Genomic DNA, 20,398 nt, shown 5'->3' with positions numbered 1-20,398 from the left:
GAACGGGGCTATCCAGGAGGGCTCCGACGCCGTGATCACACCAGCCACGGCAAGATCATCTCACCCATGAACAGCAGTTACGGGACAACGCTTAGCCAGCGATGTCAAGGACGTGCTTGGCGCCATGAAAACCATGGTGGAGTCCGAGCGACCAGGCATCAGCGGAGCCTTCCGATCGCACGTCAGCACTAGTAGCTTCACTTCCGCCAAAACGCCCTTCTATGCAATATTTATGGCGTTCTACGATCTGATGATCAGGCAACAGAAGCAGCTCGCAGACCCTAAAGCGGCATTTGCTGCTATTCGAAAAGTATCCGCTAGGCTGACCCCTAGCAGAAATACAACGACCGAGCAACAGCGCCAGGAGAATATTGACATTGTTCGCGGTCTCTTGGAGAAGCACTTCGCCAGTGCACCGCGGCCAGCGCTCACTCACGGCCCCGCCATGGAGATTGAGTTCCCTAACATCATCAGGCGAGCTCCAATAGAGAGTGCGCGCTATGAATTTAAACAAGGGATAGTTTCACTGTACGGCAAGCGAGAAATCAACCAGACCTTTCTCGAAAAGATGCCGAAAATTATCTCAGCCATCGCAAATGTAGGACCCGAAGCGGATGGATACATCGTCTTCGGCGTAGCGGATACCGGCAAGGATGCGGAACGAGTTGAGCAGCTTGATTCCGTCGTGGCTCTCCGCATGGGGCGTCAACTTCTTGTCGGCGTGGACCGAGAATGCCGAGTTCTAGGAATCCAGCTTAGCGATTACACGCGGAAAATCTTGGGAGCCATTCAAGGTTCTCCTATGAGTGAGCCGCTAAAGAGTGCCGTCTTGGCAAACGTGGACACCGTCACTTACTCTGGGCGGTCATACGTGGTTATCAGAATTCCCGCCCAGTCAGAGCTGTCCAGCTTCCACGAGGAGTACTACGTGCGCGATGGGGAGGACCTTCGCAAAATGAAGACCAACGAGGCGCTTGCTGCGTCGAAGCGGTTCAAGTAGTCAGGCGGGCAATGGGTTGCCCGGAGGGCGTGCCAGCACTGCGCCAGATATATCGGTGAGCCACGGGTATAAACGGGGATCAATTCAGCACTTCACCAAGGCCCGTGGCTGTTCCGTCGTACGAATCAAGCTGAGGGCCGAAGCACGGTCATCACGGGCAGGCCGTCATGGCTTGCCCTGTTCGACGGCACAGCGGCGTGGCCGAGCAGTGGGGGTGCAGAGGGGCACACGCGCACCTGATCGGTCGGCGCACCGCCACCGTGGCTGACTGTCGTCGGCTGAGGCTCAGATGACCCCACGACCAGCCTCCCGCCCCAGGGTGTTTCGGGGCGTGCCAGTTGCATGCCGAGGTCGTGGGTTCAAATCCCGCCACCCCGACAGCTGAGTAGCAGATCAGAGGGTCCTTACCGGGTAGGTAAGGGCCCTCTGGCGTTGCTGTGTGTCTCGCTGCCTGGCTGGTCACGGCGCCGGTTTGGATCTGCTTCCGATAGACCCGCGAGCCGATGCCGGTCCCGTCTGCGGCGCGGAACGGCAGCCACCGCGACCACCGGTGTCCTTGGGTGGCCTCGTACGGCCGCCGCACGGCTGGTGTGAACGCCATGGTCAGAGTGCGGCAAGCTCCGCGGCGAGGTCGTCCAGGCCCAGGGAGCCTTGGGAGAGTGCGGCCATGTGCCAGGTTTTCAGGTCGAAGGCGGGGCCGTGGGCCTGTTTCGCCGTCTCGCGGCCCGCCAGCCAGACGCGTTCGCCGAGCTTGTAGCCGATGGCCTGGCCCGGCATGCCCAGGTAGCGGATGTGTTCGCTGTCCAGGGTGGCCGCCGGCAGACCTGTGCGGGCGGCGAGGAACTCTCGGCCCAGTCGGGGCGTCCAGCGCTCGCCGGGGTGGAAGCCGGAGTCGCGCGGGATCGTCAGGGACAGGTGCATGCCGAGGTCGATGATGACCCGGACGGCCCGCAGCATCTGGCCGTTGAGGTAGCCCAGCCGGTAACCGGGGTCGGTCAGGTGTCCCAGCTCGTCCATCAGCCGTTCCGCGTAGAGGGCCCAGCCCTCGCAGTTGGCGCTGACGCGGCCGAGCGTGGCCTGGTAGGTGGACAGCCGGTCGGCTTTGAGGACCCACTGTGCCAGTTGCAGGTGGTGGCCGGGGACGCCCTCGTGGTACCAGACGCTGACCAGGTCCCAGGTGGGGAAGCGGCTCTGGCCCGGCCGAGCGGGCAGCCAGGTGCGGCCCGGGCGGGAGAAGTCCAGCGCCGGAGGCGTGTAGTAGGGGACGGGAGCGGTCCCGGGGGGAGCGATGTGCGCTTCCGCGGTTCTGATCCTGGGGTCGAGGTCGAAGTGGCTGCCGTCGAGCCGCTCGACGGCCTCGTCCATCAGCCCCTGCAACCAGGACAGGATGCCCTCGGTGCCCTCGACCGCCTCGCCGCGGCCCTCCAGGTGTGCCATGGCCTCCAACGGGGTGGCGCCGGGCAGGATCGCGCCGGCGGCCTCGCGCATCTCCGCGCCGATCCGGTGCATCTCGGACCAGCCGTACGCGTACGCCTCCTCCGGGTCCAGGTCGATGCCGTTCCAGAACCGGGCCCAGCGCAGGTACCGCTCCCGCCCCACCGGGTCCGGGGCGTCGACGACACCGGGTCCGTAGACGGTGCGCAGCCATGTCCGCAGCCCCGCCACCGCTTCGGCGGCAGCGTCGGCGCCGGCGTCCAGGTCCCTCCGCAGGACGTCGGGGCCCGGTGTGGCGAAGTCGGTGAACCAGCTCCGGCCCGAGCCTCCGTCGAGCCAGCCGCCCAGCTGGTCGATGACGGCGGAGACCTGGCGCGGGCCTGCCGGGAGGCCTCGCCGCAGGCCCTCGGTCAGCGAGGCCCGGTAGCCTTCCAGCGCCTTCGGGACACGGGCGAGGCGTCGGGCGATCACCGCCCAGTCGTCCTCGGTACCGGTGGGCATCAGGGTGAGGGCCTCGCGTACCGCGTGGACCGGGGAGAAGAGGTTGCTGACCTGGCGCAGCCCCTCGTCCGCCTCGATCACGGCGAGCTCGGCGTTCAGGCGCTCGTCGAGGAGACGGGCACAACGGCGCTCCGCGTCGTCGTCGACCGGAGCACGGGCGAGTTCACCGAGCGTCGTGCGCAGGAGAGCGGCGCGCGCCTCGTGCCACTCGGGGGAGAAGTCGGGAATCCGGTCGTCGCCCGCGGCCAGACCGTACTCAGTTCCAGTGATCGGGTCGAGCTCCACATAGGCGCGGGTGTGGGCGTCGGCTATTTTCCGGGGAGTGGCATCGGAGTCAGGCATTTGCGCATAGTAACCGTACCGCCAGCACGATAACTGTACCGCCCAGGGAATCCCGGCTTGTTTGCGGGCGGCGGAGGATAGGCCGCAGCATTATTCGGTCCGGCGTCTTTCGTGATGCACTCCGGCGGATATCCCGGCCCGTACCCCGCCCGTACGAACGTGTCGATCGGACCGATTGGCGACCAAGGGGTCAAAAGCCCCGCCGGACGCCGACCAGCACCTGACGAGCCGACACTGTCCCTACGCGGGCGAGCCGTTGGTAGATCGAGGTAAACGCCCCGCGATGACCGATTGAAGCATTCCCCCCGCCCATCTCACCTTCCGAGATTCTGATAGCGAACGCTTGACCCTGCGAATGCACCCCTTGCAAGATCATCAACGACGGCATCCGGAGCCGTTTTATCAGGACTACCCTTTCCGCGCCCCTGCAAAGACGGAGGATCGCGGTTCGCACGCGAATTCCTTTCGGTATCGCAGTGCTGCCAGAGAATCTTGATAACGGGGGTAAGCATGTGTGGAATCATCGGTCTCTTCACTGGCTGCACCGCGGTCAGCTACTGTCCCAAGCGTCTGCTCACCGGGGGTCCCGGAGCGCGTACGGACGTCGACACGCCGGTTCCCGGAGCCGCGGACGGCGCGCAAACGCCCCGGCCCGCCGGCCCGGAGCAGGGTGAGGGGTACCGCAGTCCGTTCCGCAGGTGGGACAAGCGCGCCTCGGTCCGTGCGGCTCCCCGGCGGGAACTGCCGGACGACACCGACGGGAAGTACTTCTTCTCGCCCGAGCTGGTTCCGCTGGCCCGCCACGAGCTGGTGCGGGACCTTCGCCCCGAGCTGTTCGACCAGGTGCTGGTCCAGCACCTCTACCGCTACCTGGACTTCACCGCGAAGCTGGAACAGGTCGTCGTCAACCGCACCGCGCTCGGCATCGCCCAGGGCACGGTGGGCCTGGACCTCCACCCGGACATGCGGCTGGACGCCTACCGGGTCTACTGCGACGAGGCGTACCACGCCCTGTTCTCCGCCGACCTGATGCGGCAGGCGGAGCGCCGTACGGGGATCGCCCCGCGGCTGCCCGCCGAGCCGTACTTCCTGACCCGGCTGGCGCTGGTGCAGCAGGAGCACCCCGAGTGGCGGGCGCTGGCCGAGCTGGTCTTCGTGATCGTCTCCGAGACGCTGATCTCGGGCTCGCTCGGCGAGGTCCCGGACGATCCCCGGGTGGTGCCCACCGTGCGCGAGGTGGTGCGGGACCACGCACTGGACGAGGGCCGCCACCACACCTACTTCGCCCTCTTCCTCAAGGAGCTGTGGGCCCAGTCGGACCGGACCGAGCGGCGGCTGATCGGCACCCTCGCGCCGGTGATGGTGGACGCCTTCCTCCAACCCGACCTGCCCGCCCTGCGGAAAGAGCTGACCGGGTACGGGCTGGCCCAGGACGCCGTCGAGCAGGTGCTGGCCGAGGTGTTCCCCCCGGGTCTGGTCCGCAAGACCACCCGTGACGCCGCTCAGCAGACGGTCCAGCACTTCACCCGGCTCGGGGCGCTGGACGACCCCGCGGTACGGGCCGCCTTCGAGACCTACGAACTGGTGTGATGATGAACTCTGTCGACCATGGAGACCGCGGAGGCCGTGGAGACCGCGGAGGCCACGCAGGCCACGCAGGCCACGCAGGCCACGCAGGCCACGCAGGCCACGCAGGCCACGCAGACCATGGAGGCCACGCAGACCACCGAGACCACGGACAACCCACCGTCCTCGTTCTCGGCGGCACGGCCCCGCTGTGGGCCACCGACGGCAGGGACATCAGCGAACGCTCGGTACGCCAGTTCCGCACCCGCGGGTGCCGGGTGGTCCTCACCGACACCGCCACCGCCCTGGAAGCCTGCCCCGAGCTGGTGGCCGCCGCCGACGAGGCATACCCCCTGGACTTCACCGATCCGGCCGCCTGCGCCGCCTGGGCCGTGTCCTACGCGGAGCGGCACCCGGTGCACGCGGTGGTGGGCTTCCGCGAGTACGCGGTGATCGCCGTCGCGGAGACGGCGGCCGCGCTCGGCCTGCGTGGCAACGATCCGGTGGCGGTCCGCCGGGTCCGTTCCAAGGACGCCTGCCGGGAGTTCCTGCGGGCGGCCGGCTTCGCCCAGCCCGAGCTGCGGCTCTGCTCCGAGCCCGCGGAGGCCGCCGCGTTCCTCGCCGCGCAGGCCGGCGCACCGGTGATCGTCAAGCCGCGCGACCGCTGCAACAGCGAGGGCGTCCGGCTGGTGCGCGATCCGGCGGCGCTGCCCGCCGCCTTCGACCAGGCCCGGGACGCGGACGGTCTGGTGCTGGTGGAGACCTTCGTGGAGGGCGCGGAATACAGCGTCGAGGGCCTGTTCGCCGACGGGGTGCCCAGGGCGCTCGCGGTGACCGCCAAGAAGCTGTCCACCGGCTCCTTCGTCGAGTCCGGGCACACCATGCCCGCCCCGCTCCCGGACGCCCTGCTCGAAGAGATCACCACGCAGGTCGAGGCGGCCCTGACCACGCTCGGCCTGCGCACCGGCCCCTTCCACGTGGAGTGCTGGACCACCCCGCGGGGCGTCGTCCTCGGCGAGGTGCACGTCCGGCAGGGCGGTGACGGCATCCACGCCCTGCTGGAGTGGTGCCACCCCGGCCTGGAGCTGTACGGAAGCTGGCTGGACGACCTGCTCGGCCGTCCGGTGAGCCTCCCCGCCGGCGCGCACCCCGCGCGCGGTGCCGCCGTGCGGTTCCTCGTCCCGCCGGCCGGCACGGTCCGGGAGGTCTCGGGCTGGGAGGAGGCCGCCGCCCACCCCGCCGTACTCGCCGCGACCACCACCCTCGCGCCGGGCACGGAGATCCGCTCCGGCGGCTCCAACAGTGACCGCTACGGAATGCTCATGGTCGGCACCGAACGGCCCGAGGAGGCGGGGGCGTTGGCGGATCAGCTGCTGGATTCGGTGCGGGTGGGCCTCGTCTCGCCCGAAGCACCGCCACCGGCCGGGGCCGCACCCGGGACATCCGGCCGGGACGCCAGCCAGCGGACCACCCCCGCCAGGTAGCCCGGCAGCAGCTCCCGGCCGAAGTGCTCCCGGTCCCAGTCGTCCTCCAGGACCAGCGAGGCGTCGGTGCACACGTAGGCCAGGCCGAGGCCGCCGCCTTCCAGGGACAGGGCGCGGTCCTCGTACATCGGCCCCTCGTAGGCATGCAGCAGAGCACGCTCGGCGGGCTCCAGACCGGTCAGCAGGCATCCGGCGACCCGGCCCCCCGGCCGGGGCACCAGGCCGGGGAAGGCGCGGTCCCGCAGGGCCGCGTTGCGCCAGCCGGTCACGGCCGCGGGACGGGACGCCGGGAGCCGTCCCAGCAGCACCCGCTGCACTGCGCCGAAGGACAGGCTGCCGTAGACGAACAGAGGCAGCTCGGACACCAGGTGATCGGCCGTCAGCAAAGATCTCACTCCCACACGAACAGGCAGCCGGTACGTCCTGCCGGAGCCTACGTCGCACGCCCGCCCCCGCCGGGCGCCCCCCATCTCAGGAAAGACGGAGAACCAGGCATGACGCGGACCGAGTCGACACCACCGAGCCCGCCCACCGGGAGCGCCTGGCCGCAGGTCGCCACGGCCGCCGAGGCTGCCGGCGGCGCCCCCTGGGAGGCTCTGCTGCACAGCGACGACTTCCACCTCTCCCGCCGCTGGCTGAACATCGCCGAGCGCACCACGGCCGCCCCCTTCCGGTACTTCCTGCACGAGCGCGACGGATCCCTGGCGGGCGCCCTTCCCACCGTCCTCGCCGACGCGGACGCGCCCTGGGTGCTGGCCCGCCCCGACACCCTGCTCACCGCGTGCGCCGCCGAAGGGGCGGAGGGCGCGGCCGCCGCCCTGGACGCCGTCGGCAGCCCGTCCTCCCTGCTCCCCAGCCTGGTGTGCGGCGGCCGCCACATGGGCCGCAGCCGGCTGCTCCGTACCGATCCGCACGACGACGCCACCACCCGCGGCCTCCTCGACCGCGCCGAAGCCCATGCCCGCGCCGCCGGCGCGGCCTCGGTCGCCTTCCCGTTCGTCGGCGAGCACGACACCGCCCTGCGCGAGGTCCTCCGGCAGCGCGGCTATCTGGAGCACGTCTCCGGCCGCTACTCCCGTCTCGCCCTCCCGCCCGGCGGCTTCGACGGCTACCTCGCCGCTCTCCCCGGCAAGCGCCGCCGCCGTGCCCAGGCCGACCGCCGGCAGCTCGCCGAGGCCGGCATCTCCTCCTCCCTGGCCCCGCTCGACGTCCGCGACATCCCCCGGCTCGCCGTCCTGGAGACCTCGCTCCTCGCCAAGTACGGCCTGGACTGGACCCCCGCGCACACCGAGGCCGCCCTGCACGGCATCGCCGAGGTCATGGGCGAGGACGCCCTCGTCTCGCGCGTCACGGGCGACGGGGAGATCCGGGGCTACGCCGTCCTGCTCCGCTTCCGCGACCAGTGGTACTCCCGTCAGACCGGCTTCGACTACGCCTACCAGGGCCGTCTCCCCCTCTACTTCGAGGCCCTCTACTACCGGCCCGCCGCCGAGGCCCCCGCCCATGGCGTCACCGGCATCCACTACGGGCTGGGCAGCGAGGAGGCCAAGCGCTCCCGGGGGTGCACGGCCGAGACCCAGTACGCGTACATCCTGAAGCCGGCGACGGCCCGGTGAGCGCCCCCACCCGGGCGGCCGGGAAGGAGCGGTTGCTGCCGGAGGGCTCCGGGGTCCGCCGTTTCGCCGCGGCCGGACTCCTCAACGCGGTCGGCAGCGGCTTCTTCGTCTCCTTCGCCCTGCTCTTCTTCCAGGACGTGGCGGACCTCCCGCTGTCCACCGTCGGCCCCGGTCTGACGGCCGCCTCGCTGGCGATCCTCCTGCTGCTGCCCGCCCTCGGCCGCCTCGCGGACCGGATCGGCCCCCGCCGGCTGCTGGTGGCCGCCTCGCTGGCCCGCGCCACCGCGTTCGCCGGCTTCCTGCTCCTGGACGGCCTGGTCCCCTTCCTCGTCCTGGCCATGCTGTCCTCGCTGGGCGCCCGGGCCGAACAGATCGGCAGCCCGCTGCTGGCCGCCGTCCTGGCCGGCCAGGACGGCGGCCAGGACGGCGCCGCCCGCAGCCGCTGGCTCGCGCTGTACCGGACGGTCTTCAACGCGGGCGTCGGCGGCGGGGCCCTGCTGGGCGGTCTGCTCGTCACCGGGGGCGTGGGCTACCCCACGCTCGGCCTGTTCACCGCCACCGGATTCGCCCTCGCCGCTCTCCTCTACCCGGCGGGGCGCGTCCACCCGGCGGGGCGCGCCGTCGACGCACCGGCCGCCACGGGCACGCCGGCTTCCACGGACGCACCGGCCTCCACGAGCGCACCGGCCTCCACGAGCGCACCGGCCTCCACGGACACACCGGCCGCCATGGACACACCGGCCGCCACGGACACGCCAGACGCCACGGGCACACCGGCCGCCACGGACACGCCAGACGCCACGGGCACACCGGCCGCCACGAACACACCGGCCGCCACGGAGGCACCCGCCGCCGTCGCCCCCGGCACCCGCGCTCCGCAAGCCGCGCGGCCGAACGGTCCTTCCCCCTGGCGGGACCCCCGGTTCGTGCGCGTGTCCCTGGCCGGCGCGGCCCTCTTCCTGGCCGCCACCGCCCTGGAGAACGCCCTCCCGGTCTACCTCCTCGACACGCTCCGGCTCCCCGGCTGGACCGTCGGCGCGATGTTCGGCCTGAACACCGCCCTGCTGATGTTCGGCCAGCTCCCCCTGGACCGCCGTCTCAACGGTCACCCGCCGAGCCGTCTGCTGGGTGTGGGCACGCTTCTCGCCGCGGCCTCCGTCCTGCTGTTCTCCCTGGCCACCAGGCTCGGCTCCGGCTCCGCCGTCGTTCTCCTGGTCGTGGCCATGATCGGCTGGACGGTCAGCGAGCTGATCGTCTTCCAGACGGTGGCGGTGGTGCTGACCGGCCTCCCGCCGGAATCCAGGCGCGGCGCGTACCTGGCCGCCAACCAGCTCCCGGTGGGCATCGCCACCGCGCTGGCCCCCCTCCTCGTCACGTCGATGCTCGCGCTGAGCCCCGCCGTCCTGTTCTGGCTGCTCGCCGCCCTGACCGCGGCGGCCGGCCTCGTCACCCGTACAGAGAGCTCCCCCTCATGACCACCGTTCTCACCGCCCCGGCCGAGGCGGACCGCATCGCGGAGATCCCCGCCGCCCTCTGGGACACGCTGGCCGGCGACCACGACTTCTTCCTCAGCCACCGCTGGACCAGCGTCGTGGAGGCCACCGGCAAGGTGGACACCCACTACGTCGTCCTCCCGGACGACGCGGGCCGCCCCGTGGCCGCCGTCTCCATGGCGCTGGCCGACGCGAGCGTCCCCTGGACCCTGGTCCGTCCCGACACCGTCCTCGCCTCCGGCGCCGAACAGGGGCTCCCCGGCGCCGCCGAACTCCTGGCCTCCCTCCCCGGTGATCCCGCCGAGGCCCTGCTGCCGGGCGTGGTCGCGGGCGGTCGCCACGTGGGCGGAACCCGTCTGCTGCTCGCTCCCGGAGCGGGCCCCGCCGAGGTGGCGGCGCTCCTGGACCGTACGGAGGAATGGGCCCGCGCCCGCGGAGCCCGCTCGGTCTCCTTCCTCTACACCGACGAGACCGACACCTTCCTCGTCGACGCCCTCCGCGACCGCGGCTACCGCTCCGCCGAGGCCGGCCGCTACAGCCGGCTCGATGTTCCCGAGGGCGGCTTCGATGCCTATCTCGAACGGTTCAGCAGCCACCGCCGCCGCAGGATGCGCGCCGAGCGCCGCGCCCTGGACGGCGCGGGCGTGGAGCACGTCATGGGTCCGCTGGCCGACTTCCCGTTGCCCCGCCTCGCCGCTCTGGAGGCCGAGCTCTTCGCCAAGTACGGTCTCGGCCACTGGAAGGCGTCCCAGTCCCAGGAGGTCCTGGAACGCACCCTGTCCGTGTTCGGCGAGGACGCCTTCGTCTCCGCCACCGTCGCCGACGGTGAGGTCCGCGGATTCGGTCTGTTCATCGCCCGCGGCAGCTGCTGGTACGCCCTGCGCGCCGGCTTCGACTACGCCTTCCAGGAGCCGGCCAAGCTGCCCCTGTACTACGAGACGCTCTACTACCGCATCGTCGAACACGCTGCCGCGAACGGCATCCGCACCGTCCACTACGGGCTCGGCAGCGAGGACGCCAAGAGCTCCCGCGGCTGCACCGCGACCACCCAGCACAGCTACGTCCTGCCGCTGTGACCACCCAGCACAGCTACGTCCTGCCGCTGTGACCGCCCTCCCTGTTCCCCCGTCCCACCCCACCAGAAGGAGCCCGGCGTGACCACCGCCGCCACTCTCGACACCACCCGCACAGCCGGCGGAGTCGCCTACGACATCATCGACCGCGCCCTGGCTGCCGTCCCCGAGTACCAGGACTTCCGCAGGGGTCTGCTCAGCCGCGCCGCGTACTGTTCCTGGCTGGGCGCCGGTGGCCTGCGCCCCGAGGACGTCGGGCTGAACGAGGACCAGCTCAACCTCTCCACCCGCTTCCCCGTGGACGAGCGCGCCTTCGTCGCCGAGGTCCTGGAGGGGCTGGAGCGGGACGGCGTGATCGCCTCCACCGACTATCCGGAGGACGAGTTCGAGGCGCTGCGTGAGCGCGTCGCCCGGCAGTTCGCGCACGAGGGCCGCACCACCTACATCTTCCCGGAAGAGGCCCGCCTGCTCTTCGCCCTCTGCCATCTGCTGGCTCCCCGCCGCACCGTCTTCCCCGGCTCGTACTACGGGTACTGGGCGGTCTGGGCACTGCCCGGCATCCGCGCGGCCGGCGGTACCGCCACCCTGATCGACATCGACCCCGGCACGATGGCGCTGGCCGAACGCAACCTCACCGCCCTCGGTCTCGCCGACGGCGTCGAGTTCGCCACCACCGACGCCATCGCCCACGGCCGGACCCTCGAACCCGTCGACCTGTGTGTCCTGGACGCCGAGGGCCCCTCCCCCCACCGCGCTCCCGAAGGCATGGACCCCGACCTGATCGACAAGGCCATCTACTTCCCGATCATGGAGGCGACCACCCCCGCCCTCCGCCCCGGCTGCCTGCTGATCGCGCACAACATGCTGCTCGGCAACCTCACCGAGAACCGCTACTTCACCGGGCGTATCGCCAACAACCGGGCCCAGTACGCCCGTTTCCACGGTCACCTGGACGCCCACTACGACCTCCAGCGCCTGATCCCCAGCTCCGAGGGCGTCGGTGTCTACCGCCGCCGCACCGACGCCGTCCTGCGGGAGGCCTCCCGATGAGCACCCTCGTCCTGCGCCCGCTGACCGAGGCCGATCTCCCCGAGGTGCTGTCCACCCTCAACCACGCCATCCGGCACACCGACGCCACCCTGGACCACGACGAGAAGACGCTGGACGACCTGCGCGTCTGGCTGGCCGCCCACCACGGCCGCTACCCCGCCCTGGCCGCCGAGCGGGAGGGGCGGCTCGCCGGGTACGGCACCCTCAGTCCGTTCTCGTCCCGCAGGGGCTATCTGGCCAGCGCCGAGATCTCCATCTACCTCGCGCCCGACGCGCGGGGCCGGGGCGTCGGCTCGGCCCTGTGCGCCCGTCTCACCGAACTGGCCGAGCAGGCCGGCATGTCCACGGTGATCGCGTTCATCTCCGCCGGCAACGAGCCCTCCCGCCGTATGGTCCTGCGCGCCGGCTACCGCCACGAGGGCGTCCTGCGCCAGGTCGGCTACAAACTCGGCCGCCTGACCGACCTGGACATCTTCCAGCGCACCTTCCCCGCCAACTGCGCCCGCTACGACGGCACCCCCCTCGACGACCTGCTCGCCGTCCACACCCCCGCAGAGGAGCCCGTCCGATGACCGCCCTGCCCCCGGCCCCCACGCCCGTGCACCCCACCGCCCCGGAGTCCGGCGGTTCCGCCGCCTACGACGGTCACGTCGCCTCCCAGCCCACGGCCGTGGCCGCCCTCCTGGACACCCCCGTCCCGGTCCTCGACCCCGCCCGTCCCCTCGTCCTCACCGGCATCGGCACCTCCCTCCACGCCTGCCGCGTCGCCGCTGCCTGGGTCCGGCTGCTGACCGGCGGACGGATACGGGCCGCCGCCCTCGACGCCCACGACCTGGCCCTCACCGAGCACATCACCTCCGCCGACCAGGTCGTGGTGGTCAGCCACCGGGGCACCAAGGCCTGCCCCAACGGCGTCCTCCGCCGCGCCGCCGAAGCCGGTGCCACCACGGTCGCCATCACCGGCGAGGGCCCGGCCGAGCCCGCCGCCGACACGGTCCTGCGCACCTGCCCCCAGGAAGCCGCCAGCACCCACACCGTCTCCTACACCACCGCCCTGACCCTGCTCGCCCGCCTGGTCGCCACCGCCCTCGGCGAACAGGGCACCCCGCTGGCCGCCGCACTCGGGCAGGTCCCCGAGGCCCTGTCCCGCACCCTGGAACTCCCCGTCGCCCCGGAGGCCGTGGACGCCCTGGCCGACGCCACCGGGCCGGTCCTGGTCACCGGCACCGGACTGGACGCGATCACCGCCGCCGAAGCCGCGCTCAAGATCAAGGAGGGCACCTACCGCTGGGCCGAGGCCCTGCACACCGAGTTCGCCCTGCACGGCACCCCCGCCGTCTTCTCCGCGACCACCGCCGGCTTCCTGCTGCGCCCCGCCGCGTCCGACGCCGGCCGCACCGCCGACCTGGAGCGGGTCCTGCGCGCCCTGGGCGCCCCCGTCCACCACTGCGCCGACGATCCCGCGTCCGCCCTCCCCTTCGCCCCCGTCCCCGCCCTCGTCCGTCCGCTGGTGTCGGTCGTCCCCTTCCAGCGCCTGGTCTCCCTGGCCGCCGCCCGCACGGGCGCCAGTCCCGACCTCACCCACCTGGAGGCGGAGCCCTGGGCCTCGGCCATCCGGTCGGTGAAACTGTGACCCTCGCCCCGGGCACCACGCCGGCGACCGCCTCGGCCGGCCGCACCGCCGCCGCCGTCACCGAGGCCTACCTCTCCGACCCCCGCCTGGCCGACGCCGTCCGCGACACCGTCTACCCCCCGGCCTTCCAGGAGTGCTGGGGGGCCCGCATGCTCTCCCGCCCCCTCTTCACCGACGGCCCCGAGCTGCACCGGGCCGCGGCCGACGTGCAGGACCTGTTCGCCCTGCTGGCCTCCCTCCCGCGGCGCCTCTTCGACGGGGACACGGCCCGTTACTGCGACGCCCTCGGTATCGCACCCGACCGGGCCGCGGTGATCAACCGTTTCGCCGACGCCCCCGGCCTGGCCCCCCGCTCCGGCCAGGCCCCCCGCTACGGCCAGGCCACCCGCTACGGCCGCGCCGACCTCTACCACGACGGCAGCGCCTTCAAGCTGCTGGAGTTCAACATCGCCAGCGACCTGGGCGGCACCGACCGCTCCCAGATGCAGCGGGCCCTCCTCACCCACCCCGCCTTCGCGGACTTCGCCGCCGAACACGGCCTGGACCACGTCCACACCGGCGAACGCATCGCCGTCGCCCTGCGCGAGGCCGCCCTTCCCCTCACGCGCGGGGTCCGGGAGCCCCGCGTCGGCCTGGTCTGCGCGCCGGGCGGGCTGGCCGCCTTCGGCCATCTGCTGCTCGCCTTCGCCGAGATGATGCGGGACCTCGGCCTCCCCCTCACCCTCGGCGAACTGGACACCCTCACCGAGCGGGGCGACCGCCTCCACCTCGACGGCGCCCCCCTCGACGTCGTCCTGCGCTTCTTCACCGTCGACGACCTCTGCGCCGACCCCTCCTCCGCCGCCCGCGCCGAACTCGCCTTCCGCGCCCACGAGGAGGGCCGCGCCGTCCTGTGGACGCCGATGGACAGCTCCCTCTACTCCAACAAGGGCGCCCTCGCGCTCCTCTCCGATCCCGCCACCGCCTTCACCCCCGCCGAACGCGCCCTCACCGACCGTCTCCTCCCGTGGACCCGTCTCCTCGCCGACGGACCGCCCACTCCCGGCCCCACGCCCGGGGAGACCGTCACCGACCTGCTGTCCTTCTGCCGGGAACACCGCACCCAGCTCCTCCTCAAGCCCCTCCGTGACTTCGGGGGCACGGGCGTGATCCCCGGCTGGGAACGCGACCCGGACGACTGGGCCCGCCTGCTCCAGGACCGCATGGCGGACGCCACCGGCCCCCTCACCGGTCTGGGGAACCGCTGGATCGTCCAGCGCCGCGTCCTCCCCCGCACCGAACCCGTGCTCGACCCCGACACGGGCGCCCGTACCCCCTGGGTCGCGGCCTGGGGCCTGTTCCTCACTCCTCAGGGCTACGCCGGCACCGACGTCCGGGCCGCCCCCGCCTCCGCCTCCGCCGTCGTCAACTACGGCTCCAACCCCTTGACCCGCACCACCGGCGTCTTCACCGTCGGTTCCGCACGCTGAGCGGTCCGGTCACCGGACAAGCCCCCGTAGCGCACAGGGCCCTGGGCTCCTCACCCGAGGAGCCCAGGGCCCTGTCCCGTCCACGACCCACCGGAAAACTGATCGCAGAAGAGAACCGGAAAACTGACCGGAAAAGAGAAAAGGAAAGGAGACACCCGCTCCTTTCCACTCTCAACGTATAGCGCACCGGGGGGCTTGCGGCAAGGCCCCCTCCGTGGCGCAGAATCGCCCGCCGAGGGTCGGGAGCTGCGGAAACGAGGATGTGGAATGCGTGCGGTGCGGTCCAGACCTCGTAGGCCACGCCCTGCCCTGCGTGAACCGGTCGCCGGCGACCGAAACGATCCCCCCACCCCAGCGACCTGCCTCCCGGAGTTGACGACGTGACACCCCTGACCACCAGCGCGTTCGACCTTCCCGACCGTCTCGCGCCCAAGGCCGACCCGGCGCTGATCGCCCGTGACGAGCGGCACTTCGCGGCCGTCGCGGAGTGTCTGGAGCAGTCGATCGCCGAGGTGTCCGCCCGCCTCGACGCCGAGCGCAGGGCGCCCGGCGGCATCGGCCGGCAGGCGATGGACCGGGACGCGGAGATCCACCGGCTGACCGCCCGTCTGCGCACGCTGCGGCGCTTCGGGCTGGACCTGTGCCTCGGCCACATGGTGAGCGCGGACGACCCCGAGCCCGTGTACGTCGGACGGCTCGGCCTCACGGACAGCACGGGCCGTCGGCTGCTGGTCGACTGGCGCTCCCCCGCGGCCGAGCCGTTCTTCGGGGCCACCCACGCCGACCCGATGGGGCTGGCGAGCCGCCGCAGGTACCGCTGGACCCGCGGCCGGATCAGCGACTACTGGGACGAGGTGTTCACCGCGGACGGCTTCGCCGGGCACGCCGCGCTCGACGACCAGTCCGCCTTCATCGCCAGCCTGGGCGGCAACCGGTCGCCCCGGATGCGGGACGTGCTCGGCACCATCCAGGCCGACCAGGACGCCATCATCCGCGCGGGTTCCCGTGGCGCCCTCGTCGTCGACGGCGGTCCGGGCACGGGCAAGACCGTCGTCGCCCTGCACCGCTCCGCCTACCTCCTCTACTCCGACCCCCGTCTCGGTCACCGGCGGGGCGGCGTGCTGTTCGTCGGCCCGCACCGGCCGTACCTGGCCTACGTCGCCGACGTCCTCCCCAGCCTCGGGGAGGAGGGCGTACAGACCTGTGTCCTGCGGGACCTCGTCGCCGAGGGGGCCGCGGCGACGGTCGAGACCGATCCGGACGTGGCCCGCCTGAAGTCGGACGCGAAGCTGGTGGGGGCGATCGAGAAGGCCGTCCGGTTCTACGAGGAGCCGCCCACCGAGGGGATGACGGTCACGACCCACTGGTCCGACATCCAGCTGACCGCCAGGGACTGGGCCGTGGCGTTCGAGGCGGCGGAACCCGGCACCCCGCACAACGAGGCGCGCGAGCAGGTCTGGGAGGAACTGCTCACGATCCTGAAGGACAAGCACGACGACCGACACGACGCCGAACACGACGGCGACGACGTCCCGCCCGCCCTGTTCCGCAGGTCGCTGTCGCAGAACAGGGAACTCCGCACCGCGTTCCACCGCGCGTGGCCGCTGCTCGAAGCGGCCGACCTCGTCTCGGACCTGTGGTCGGTCCCCGCGTACCTGCGGATGTGCGCCCCCTGGCTCGGCCCCGACGACGTACGGCGGCTCCAGCGCGCGGACCCCCAGGCCTGGACGGTGTCCGACCTGCCGTTCCTGGACGCGGCACGGCAGCGGCTCGGCGACCCGGAGACGGCACGGCGCAAGCGCCGGCACCGCGCCGCCATCGCCGCCCAGCGCGAGCGCATGGCCCAGGTCGTCGACAACCTGATCGACGCCGTGGCCGACTCCGGCGCCGACGGTGACGACGGCGAGGGCCTGGTGACCATGCTGCGCGGCGAGGACGCCCAGGTCAGCCTGGTCGACGAGTCCGAACTGCACACCGCCGACCCGGATCTGCTCGCCGGTCCGTTCGCGCACGTCGTCGTGGACGAGGCCCAGGAACTCACCGACGCGGAGTGGCAGATGCTGCTGCTGCGGTGCCCGTCCCGGAGCTTCACCATCGTCGGGGACCGCGCCCAGGCCAGGAACGGGTTCACGGAGTCGTGGCGGGAGCGGCTGGAGCGGGTCGGCTTCGACCGGATCGACATGGCCGCCCTGAGCGTCAACTACCGGACCCCGGAGGAGATCATGGCGGAGGCCGAGCCGGTCATCCGGGCCGCGCTCCCGGACGCCAACGTGCCGACCTCCATCCGCAGCGGCGGCGTCCCCGTCGTCCACGGGTCCGCCGCGGACCTGGACTCGGTCCTCGGCACCTGGCTCGCCGCGCACGCCGACGGGACCGCCTGCGTCATCGGCGATCCCTCGTTCCGGGCGACGTCCCGGGTCCGGTCGCTGACGCCGGAGCTGTCGAAGGGCCTGGAGTTCGACCTGGTCGTCCTCGTCGACCCGGAGGCGTTCGGCGAGGGCGTCCGAGGGGCCGTCGACCGCTATGTCGCGATGACCCGGGCGACCGGTCAGCTCGTCGTCCTCACCAGCCCCTGACGCCGGACGAGCCCCTGGCTCCGACCGGCCGCCGGCACCGGTCGGGCCCTGGCACCGGTCGGGCCCTGCCGCCGGTCGGGCCCTGCCGCCGGTCGGCCCTCGACGCCGGTCGGCCCCTGCCGCCGGTCGGCCCCTGCCGCCGGTCGGCGCGGCGGTCAGTCCGGCAGGCGCAGGGCGGTCCGCGCGTCCGCGCCGTCCCAGCCGTCCTTCGTCCTCCACAGGGTGTCCACGCCGAATACGCCTCGTACCGCCTCCGGTGCCCAGTCGTCCGTCGGCGGTTCGGACAGGACCAGGTAGCGGCGGTCGGCGGGGCGGGGGCCGAGGTGGTCGATCTCCATGAGGCGTGCCGCTCCCGCACGCAGGTCAGCGTGGGCGGAGCGGCCCGCGCCGAGCACTTCGTAGAGGAAGAGGCCGTCCGGACGGTCGGCGATCACGTCGGCCGCCGGGGAGTCCGTGGGGCGCAGTCCGGCGCGCAGGAGGGCGGCCTTCAGCTCGAAGCGCACGGCTTCGTGGGTGTTGCACTCCCTGTCGGTCTCGGCCGCGAGCGCCAGGTGGCGGGCGAGGGCCTCACCGGGCGCCGTCGACCCGGCGGGCTGGGTGGCGACGGTGTCCGTCGGGGCGGCGGCTTCCATGGCGGGGGTGTCCTTCTGTCCGGGGGTGGAGGGCGGGGCGGGAGCGGAGGGCGGTGCGGGGGCGGGGGCGGGAGTCGTTCCGGGGGCGGATGGCGTCCGGGGTTCCGCCGCCTCGGGTTCCCCCGGGGCGGGTTCCGCCGTCTCCGGCTCCGTCGGATCTGGTTCCGCCGTCTCCGGCTCCGTCGGATCCGGCTCCGTCGGGGCAGAGGCGAGCCGGCCGCGCAGTTCCTCGCGTGCCTGGGCGAGGGGGCCGGTCCAGTGGATGTACGCCGGGTCGGCCACCAGGGCCGTCCGCAGGCCGGGGGTGTGGGAGCTGACCGCGTGGCGCGTGCGCTGGGCGAGGTCCGCCAGCGCGCCGAGGCGGTCCCGGCCCGGGGAGCCCAGGAGGCGCCACACGCTCAGCCAGTCCGCCTGGTCACGGCGCAGGCACCGGTTGGCCATGCCTTTCAGCTCGGAGAGGCGGTCGGCGGCGCCGGGCGGGAGCGCGCCGTCGCCGTCGGCGATCTCCCGGAGGACGTCGAGCGCCGCCAGGTAGCGCGGTGCCATGCGGGCGCTGACCGGCCTGCGGCCGAAGTCTCCCGCCGAGACGAGGCTCACCGGTCCCTCGTTGCGGGTCACCCAGGCGTCCAGCCGGGAGCCCGTCGCGGGGGTGGGTTCCCCGTGGCGGGAGACGAGGAGGAGGGTCCGGTCCGTCGCCGGAACGAGCGCCTTGACCTTCCAGTGGGCGCCGGGGCCCGGGCCGAGCACACGCACCTTGACGGGGGTGCCGACCGGCAGCCGGCCGGTGGCGGCCGTGGCCGCAGGCTCGGCACCCGCCGGAGCATCGGCACCCGTGGAGGCGCCGGCCTCCGTGGAGACCTCGGCGTCCGCCGGGGCGGCCGTGCCGTCGGACGGGACTGCCGTGCCGTCGGACGGGACTGCCGTGCCGTCGGACGGGACTGCCGTGTCGTCGGACGGGGCGGCCGTCCCGTCGTCACCGGCCGCGGTGAGTTCCCGCGGCAGCGGTGTCGTGTGCAGGACGGTCAGGGTCTGGGTGCTGCGGGTCAGCGCGACGTACAGCCGGCGCAGTCCGGCCGGATCCCGGTCGGCGACGGCCGACGGTTCCAGGACCAGGACGTGGTCGAACTCCATGCCCTTGGCCTGCGCGGCGGGCAGCACGGACACGGTGCGCCGCTTCTCCTCGGTCATGCCGTCCACGGCGTCCACGCGTCGGCGGACCTCGTCGATCCAGTCGGAGTCGTCGGGTACGACGACGGCGACCGACCGCAGGGACCGCCCGTCGTCGGTGCCGACCAGGCGTGCCGTGCGGGACGCGGTCTCGGTCAGCAGCTGCCACGGGGTCGTCGGGACGAGTCGTACCGCGTCCTCACCGGCCAGCCGCACCGCGGCCGGGTACGGCAGGGAGGGCGCCACGGCCCGGGCCAGCGGGGTGACGAACTCCATGATCTCGGCCGGCACCCGGTAGCTGGTGTTGAGCTGCGCGACCCGCCAGTCGCCCTGGTCGGAGAGGAGTCCGCCCAGCCGCTCCCACGTGCCGTACGTGTGCGGGCCGGTGGCCTGTGCCAGGTCGCCGAGCACGGTCATCGAGCCGGTCGGGCAGCGTCTGCGCAGGGACCTCGCCTGCATCGGGGTCAGGTCCTGGGCCTCGTCGACCACGATGTGCCGGTACCGCTGCGGGGTCTCGCCGGCGATCAGGAACCGCAGTTCCTCCAGGCAGACCAGGTCGTCGAGGGTCCACGGTTCGTCGTCCGCGGTGTCGGCCCTCGGCCGCAGGAGGGCGGCCTGCTCGTCGTCGTCGAGGTCCGGCGCGGCGCACTCGCCCAGCCTGGCGCGGGAGGTGAGCAGGCTGCGCAGTGCCTCCTCGGGGCTCAGCGCGGGCCACGTCCGCTCGACGAGGGCCGTGACCTGCCGGTTGCGCTCCAGGTCACGGCGTACGGTCCGGTCCCGGCTGCGGCGCGGTGCAATCCGGACGAGCTCGTTCAGGAGCCGGTCGACCAGGAGGGTGCGGAAGCGGTCCCTGCGGGTGCGGTAGGCCCCGGTGCCGTCGCGGGCGTCCTGGAGGAGACGGAGCACCTCGGAGCGCGGGAGGCGGAGGGACGTGCTGCCCACGGTGACGACGAAGGCCGCCTCGTCCTGGGCGTGGGAGGGGGCGGAGGTGAGGGCGTCCAGGGCCTCGGGCCGGCACTCGCTCTCCACGCGGCGCCGCAGGACGGCCGCCATCCGTTCGTCGGACTTCACCAGCCGCGCGGCGGCCGAGTCGGTCCCGCGGATCTCCCCCTCCCACAGGCGGGCCAGCTGCACGGCCGTGACGTTGCGGGTGCCGAGGGTGGGCAGGACGCGTCCCACGTACTCGAGGAAGTTCTGGTGCGGGCCGACGACCAGGATGTCCTGGGCGCGGAAGTGGTCGTTGTGGACGAGCCAGGTGACGCGGTGCAGACCGACCGCCGACTTACCCGTGCCGGGCCCGCCCTGGACGACGAGGACGTCCGCGGGTGAGCCCGTGACCAGGGCCATCTGGTCCGTCTGATC

Annotated in this window: 15 protein-coding genes; 11 read left to right on the top strand and 4 right to left on the bottom strand. The window is 72.5% G+C overall.

The annotated features are described in order from the left end of the window. Window positions 1–124 precede the first annotated feature (124 nt). Entirely contained in the window at window positions 125–1,000 is an 876-nt protein-coding gene (locus ACFYWQ_RS26245) for a helix-turn-helix domain-containing protein (RefSeq protein ID WP_389519370.1), read from the top strand. 603 nt (window positions 1,001–1,603) lie between these two features. On the opposite strand, the gene ACFYWQ_RS26240 is transcribed toward ACFYWQ_RS26245, so the two are convergent. Continuing rightward, the gene (locus tag ACFYWQ_RS26240; protein WP_389519368.1) at window positions 1,604–3,277 is read right to left on the bottom strand and encodes a DUF885 domain-containing protein; all 1,674 of its coding nucleotides are present in this window, start codon (window positions 3,275–3,277) and stop codon (window positions 1,604–1,606) included. 510 nt (window positions 3,278–3,787) lie between these two features. Between ACFYWQ_RS26240 and ACFYWQ_RS26235 the strand changes: the two genes are divergently transcribed. Continuing rightward, the gene (locus ACFYWQ_RS26235; protein ID WP_389519366.1) at window positions 3,788–4,867 is read left to right on the top strand and encodes a diiron oxygenase; all 1,080 of its coding nucleotides are present in this window, start codon (window positions 3,788–3,790) and stop codon (window positions 4,865–4,867) included. On the opposite strand, the gene ACFYWQ_RS26230 is transcribed toward ACFYWQ_RS26235, so the two are convergent. Then, window positions 4,852–5,019: a hypothetical protein gene (locus tag ACFYWQ_RS26230; protein ID WP_389519365.1), complete on the bottom strand. Its 168-nt coding sequence runs from the start codon at window positions 5,017–5,019 to the stop codon at window positions 4,852–4,854. The two genes, ACFYWQ_RS26235 and ACFYWQ_RS26230, sit on opposite strands and share 16 nt — an antisense overlap. Before the next feature lie 102 nt (window positions 5,020–5,121). Between ACFYWQ_RS26230 and ACFYWQ_RS26225 the strand changes: the two genes are divergently transcribed. Beyond that, window positions 5,122–6,327 (top strand): ATP-grasp domain-containing protein, encoded by a 1,206-nt coding sequence (locus ACFYWQ_RS26225; RefSeq protein ID WP_389519363.1) that lies wholly within the window; start codon window positions 5,122–5,124, stop codon window positions 6,325–6,327. Here ACFYWQ_RS26225 and ACFYWQ_RS26220 read toward each other — a convergent pair. Beyond that, window positions 6,210–6,692 (bottom strand): gamma-glutamylcyclotransferase family protein, encoded by a 483-nt coding sequence (locus tag ACFYWQ_RS26220; RefSeq protein WP_389519361.1) that lies wholly within the window; start codon window positions 6,690–6,692, stop codon window positions 6,210–6,212. The genes ACFYWQ_RS26225 and ACFYWQ_RS26220 overlap by 118 nt on opposite strands. Window positions 6,693–6,821: 129 nt before the next feature. On the opposite strand from ACFYWQ_RS26220, the gene ACFYWQ_RS26215 reads away from it, so the two are divergent. The 8 genes from ACFYWQ_RS26215 to helR all read left to right on the top strand — a co-directional run bounded on the left by ACFYWQ_RS26215 (window position 6,822) and on the right by helR (window position 17,237). Beyond that, the gene (locus ACFYWQ_RS26215; RefSeq protein WP_389519359.1) at window positions 6,822–7,943 is read left to right on the top strand and encodes a GNAT family N-acetyltransferase; all 1,122 of its coding nucleotides are present in this window, start codon (window positions 6,822–6,824) and stop codon (window positions 7,941–7,943) included. Then, window positions 7,940–9,418 carry an MFS transporter gene (locus ACFYWQ_RS26210; protein ID WP_389519357.1) on the top strand — a complete coding sequence of 493 codons (1,479 nt, stop codon included), beginning with the start codon at window positions 7,940–7,942 and terminating at the stop codon, window positions 9,416–9,418. The genes ACFYWQ_RS26215 and ACFYWQ_RS26210 overlap by 4 nt, the downstream gene beginning before the upstream one ends. Next, complete coding sequence (locus ACFYWQ_RS26205; RefSeq protein WP_389519355.1) at window positions 9,415–10,512, top strand: GNAT family N-acetyltransferase; 1,098 nt, start codon at window positions 9,415–9,417, stop codon at window positions 10,510–10,512. Before ACFYWQ_RS26210 ends, ACFYWQ_RS26205 begins: the two co-directional genes overlap by 4 nt. 78 nt (window positions 10,513–10,590) lie before the next feature. Further along, complete coding sequence (locus tag ACFYWQ_RS26200; protein WP_389519354.1) at window positions 10,591–11,559, top strand: O-methyltransferase; 969 nt, start codon at window positions 10,591–10,593, stop codon at window positions 11,557–11,559. Further along, window positions 11,556–12,131, top strand: a complete 576-nt coding sequence (locus ACFYWQ_RS26195; RefSeq protein WP_389519352.1) for a GNAT family N-acetyltransferase — start codon at window positions 11,556–11,558, stop codon at window positions 12,129–12,131. Before ACFYWQ_RS26200 ends, ACFYWQ_RS26195 begins: the two co-directional genes overlap by 4 nt. Continuing rightward, window positions 12,128–13,192, top strand: coding sequence for an SIS domain-containing protein (locus ACFYWQ_RS26190; protein WP_389519350.1), 1,065 nt, complete (start codon window positions 12,128–12,130; stop codon window positions 13,190–13,192). The genes ACFYWQ_RS26195 and ACFYWQ_RS26190 overlap by 4 nt, the downstream gene beginning before the upstream one ends. Then, window positions 13,189–14,661 (top strand): hypothetical protein, encoded by a 1,473-nt coding sequence (locus ACFYWQ_RS26185; protein ID WP_389519348.1) that lies wholly within the window; start codon window positions 13,189–13,191, stop codon window positions 14,659–14,661. The genes ACFYWQ_RS26190 and ACFYWQ_RS26185 overlap by 4 nt, the downstream gene beginning before the upstream one ends. Before the next feature lie 380 nt (window positions 14,662–15,041). Continuing rightward, on the top strand, window positions 15,042–17,237 hold the full coding sequence (helR, locus tag ACFYWQ_RS26180) for an RNA polymerase recycling motor ATPase HelR (protein ID WP_389519346.1): 2,196 nt from the start codon (window positions 15,042–15,044) through the stop codon (window positions 17,235–17,237). 155 nt (window positions 17,238–17,392) lie between these two features. Here the strand turns inward: helR and ACFYWQ_RS26175 are convergent, their stop codons facing one another. Continuing rightward, window positions 17,393–20,383, bottom strand: a complete 2,991-nt coding sequence (locus tag ACFYWQ_RS26175; protein ID WP_389519344.1) for an AAA family ATPase — start codon at window positions 20,381–20,383, stop codon at window positions 17,393–17,395. Window positions 20,384–20,398: the final 15 nt, after the last annotated feature.

The organism is Streptomyces sp. NPDC003247, assembly GCF_042888135.1.
GTDB lineage: Bacteria > Actinomycetota > Actinomycetes > Streptomycetales > Streptomycetaceae > Streptomyces.
This window is presented reverse-complemented; position numbering and strand designations above follow the sequence as displayed.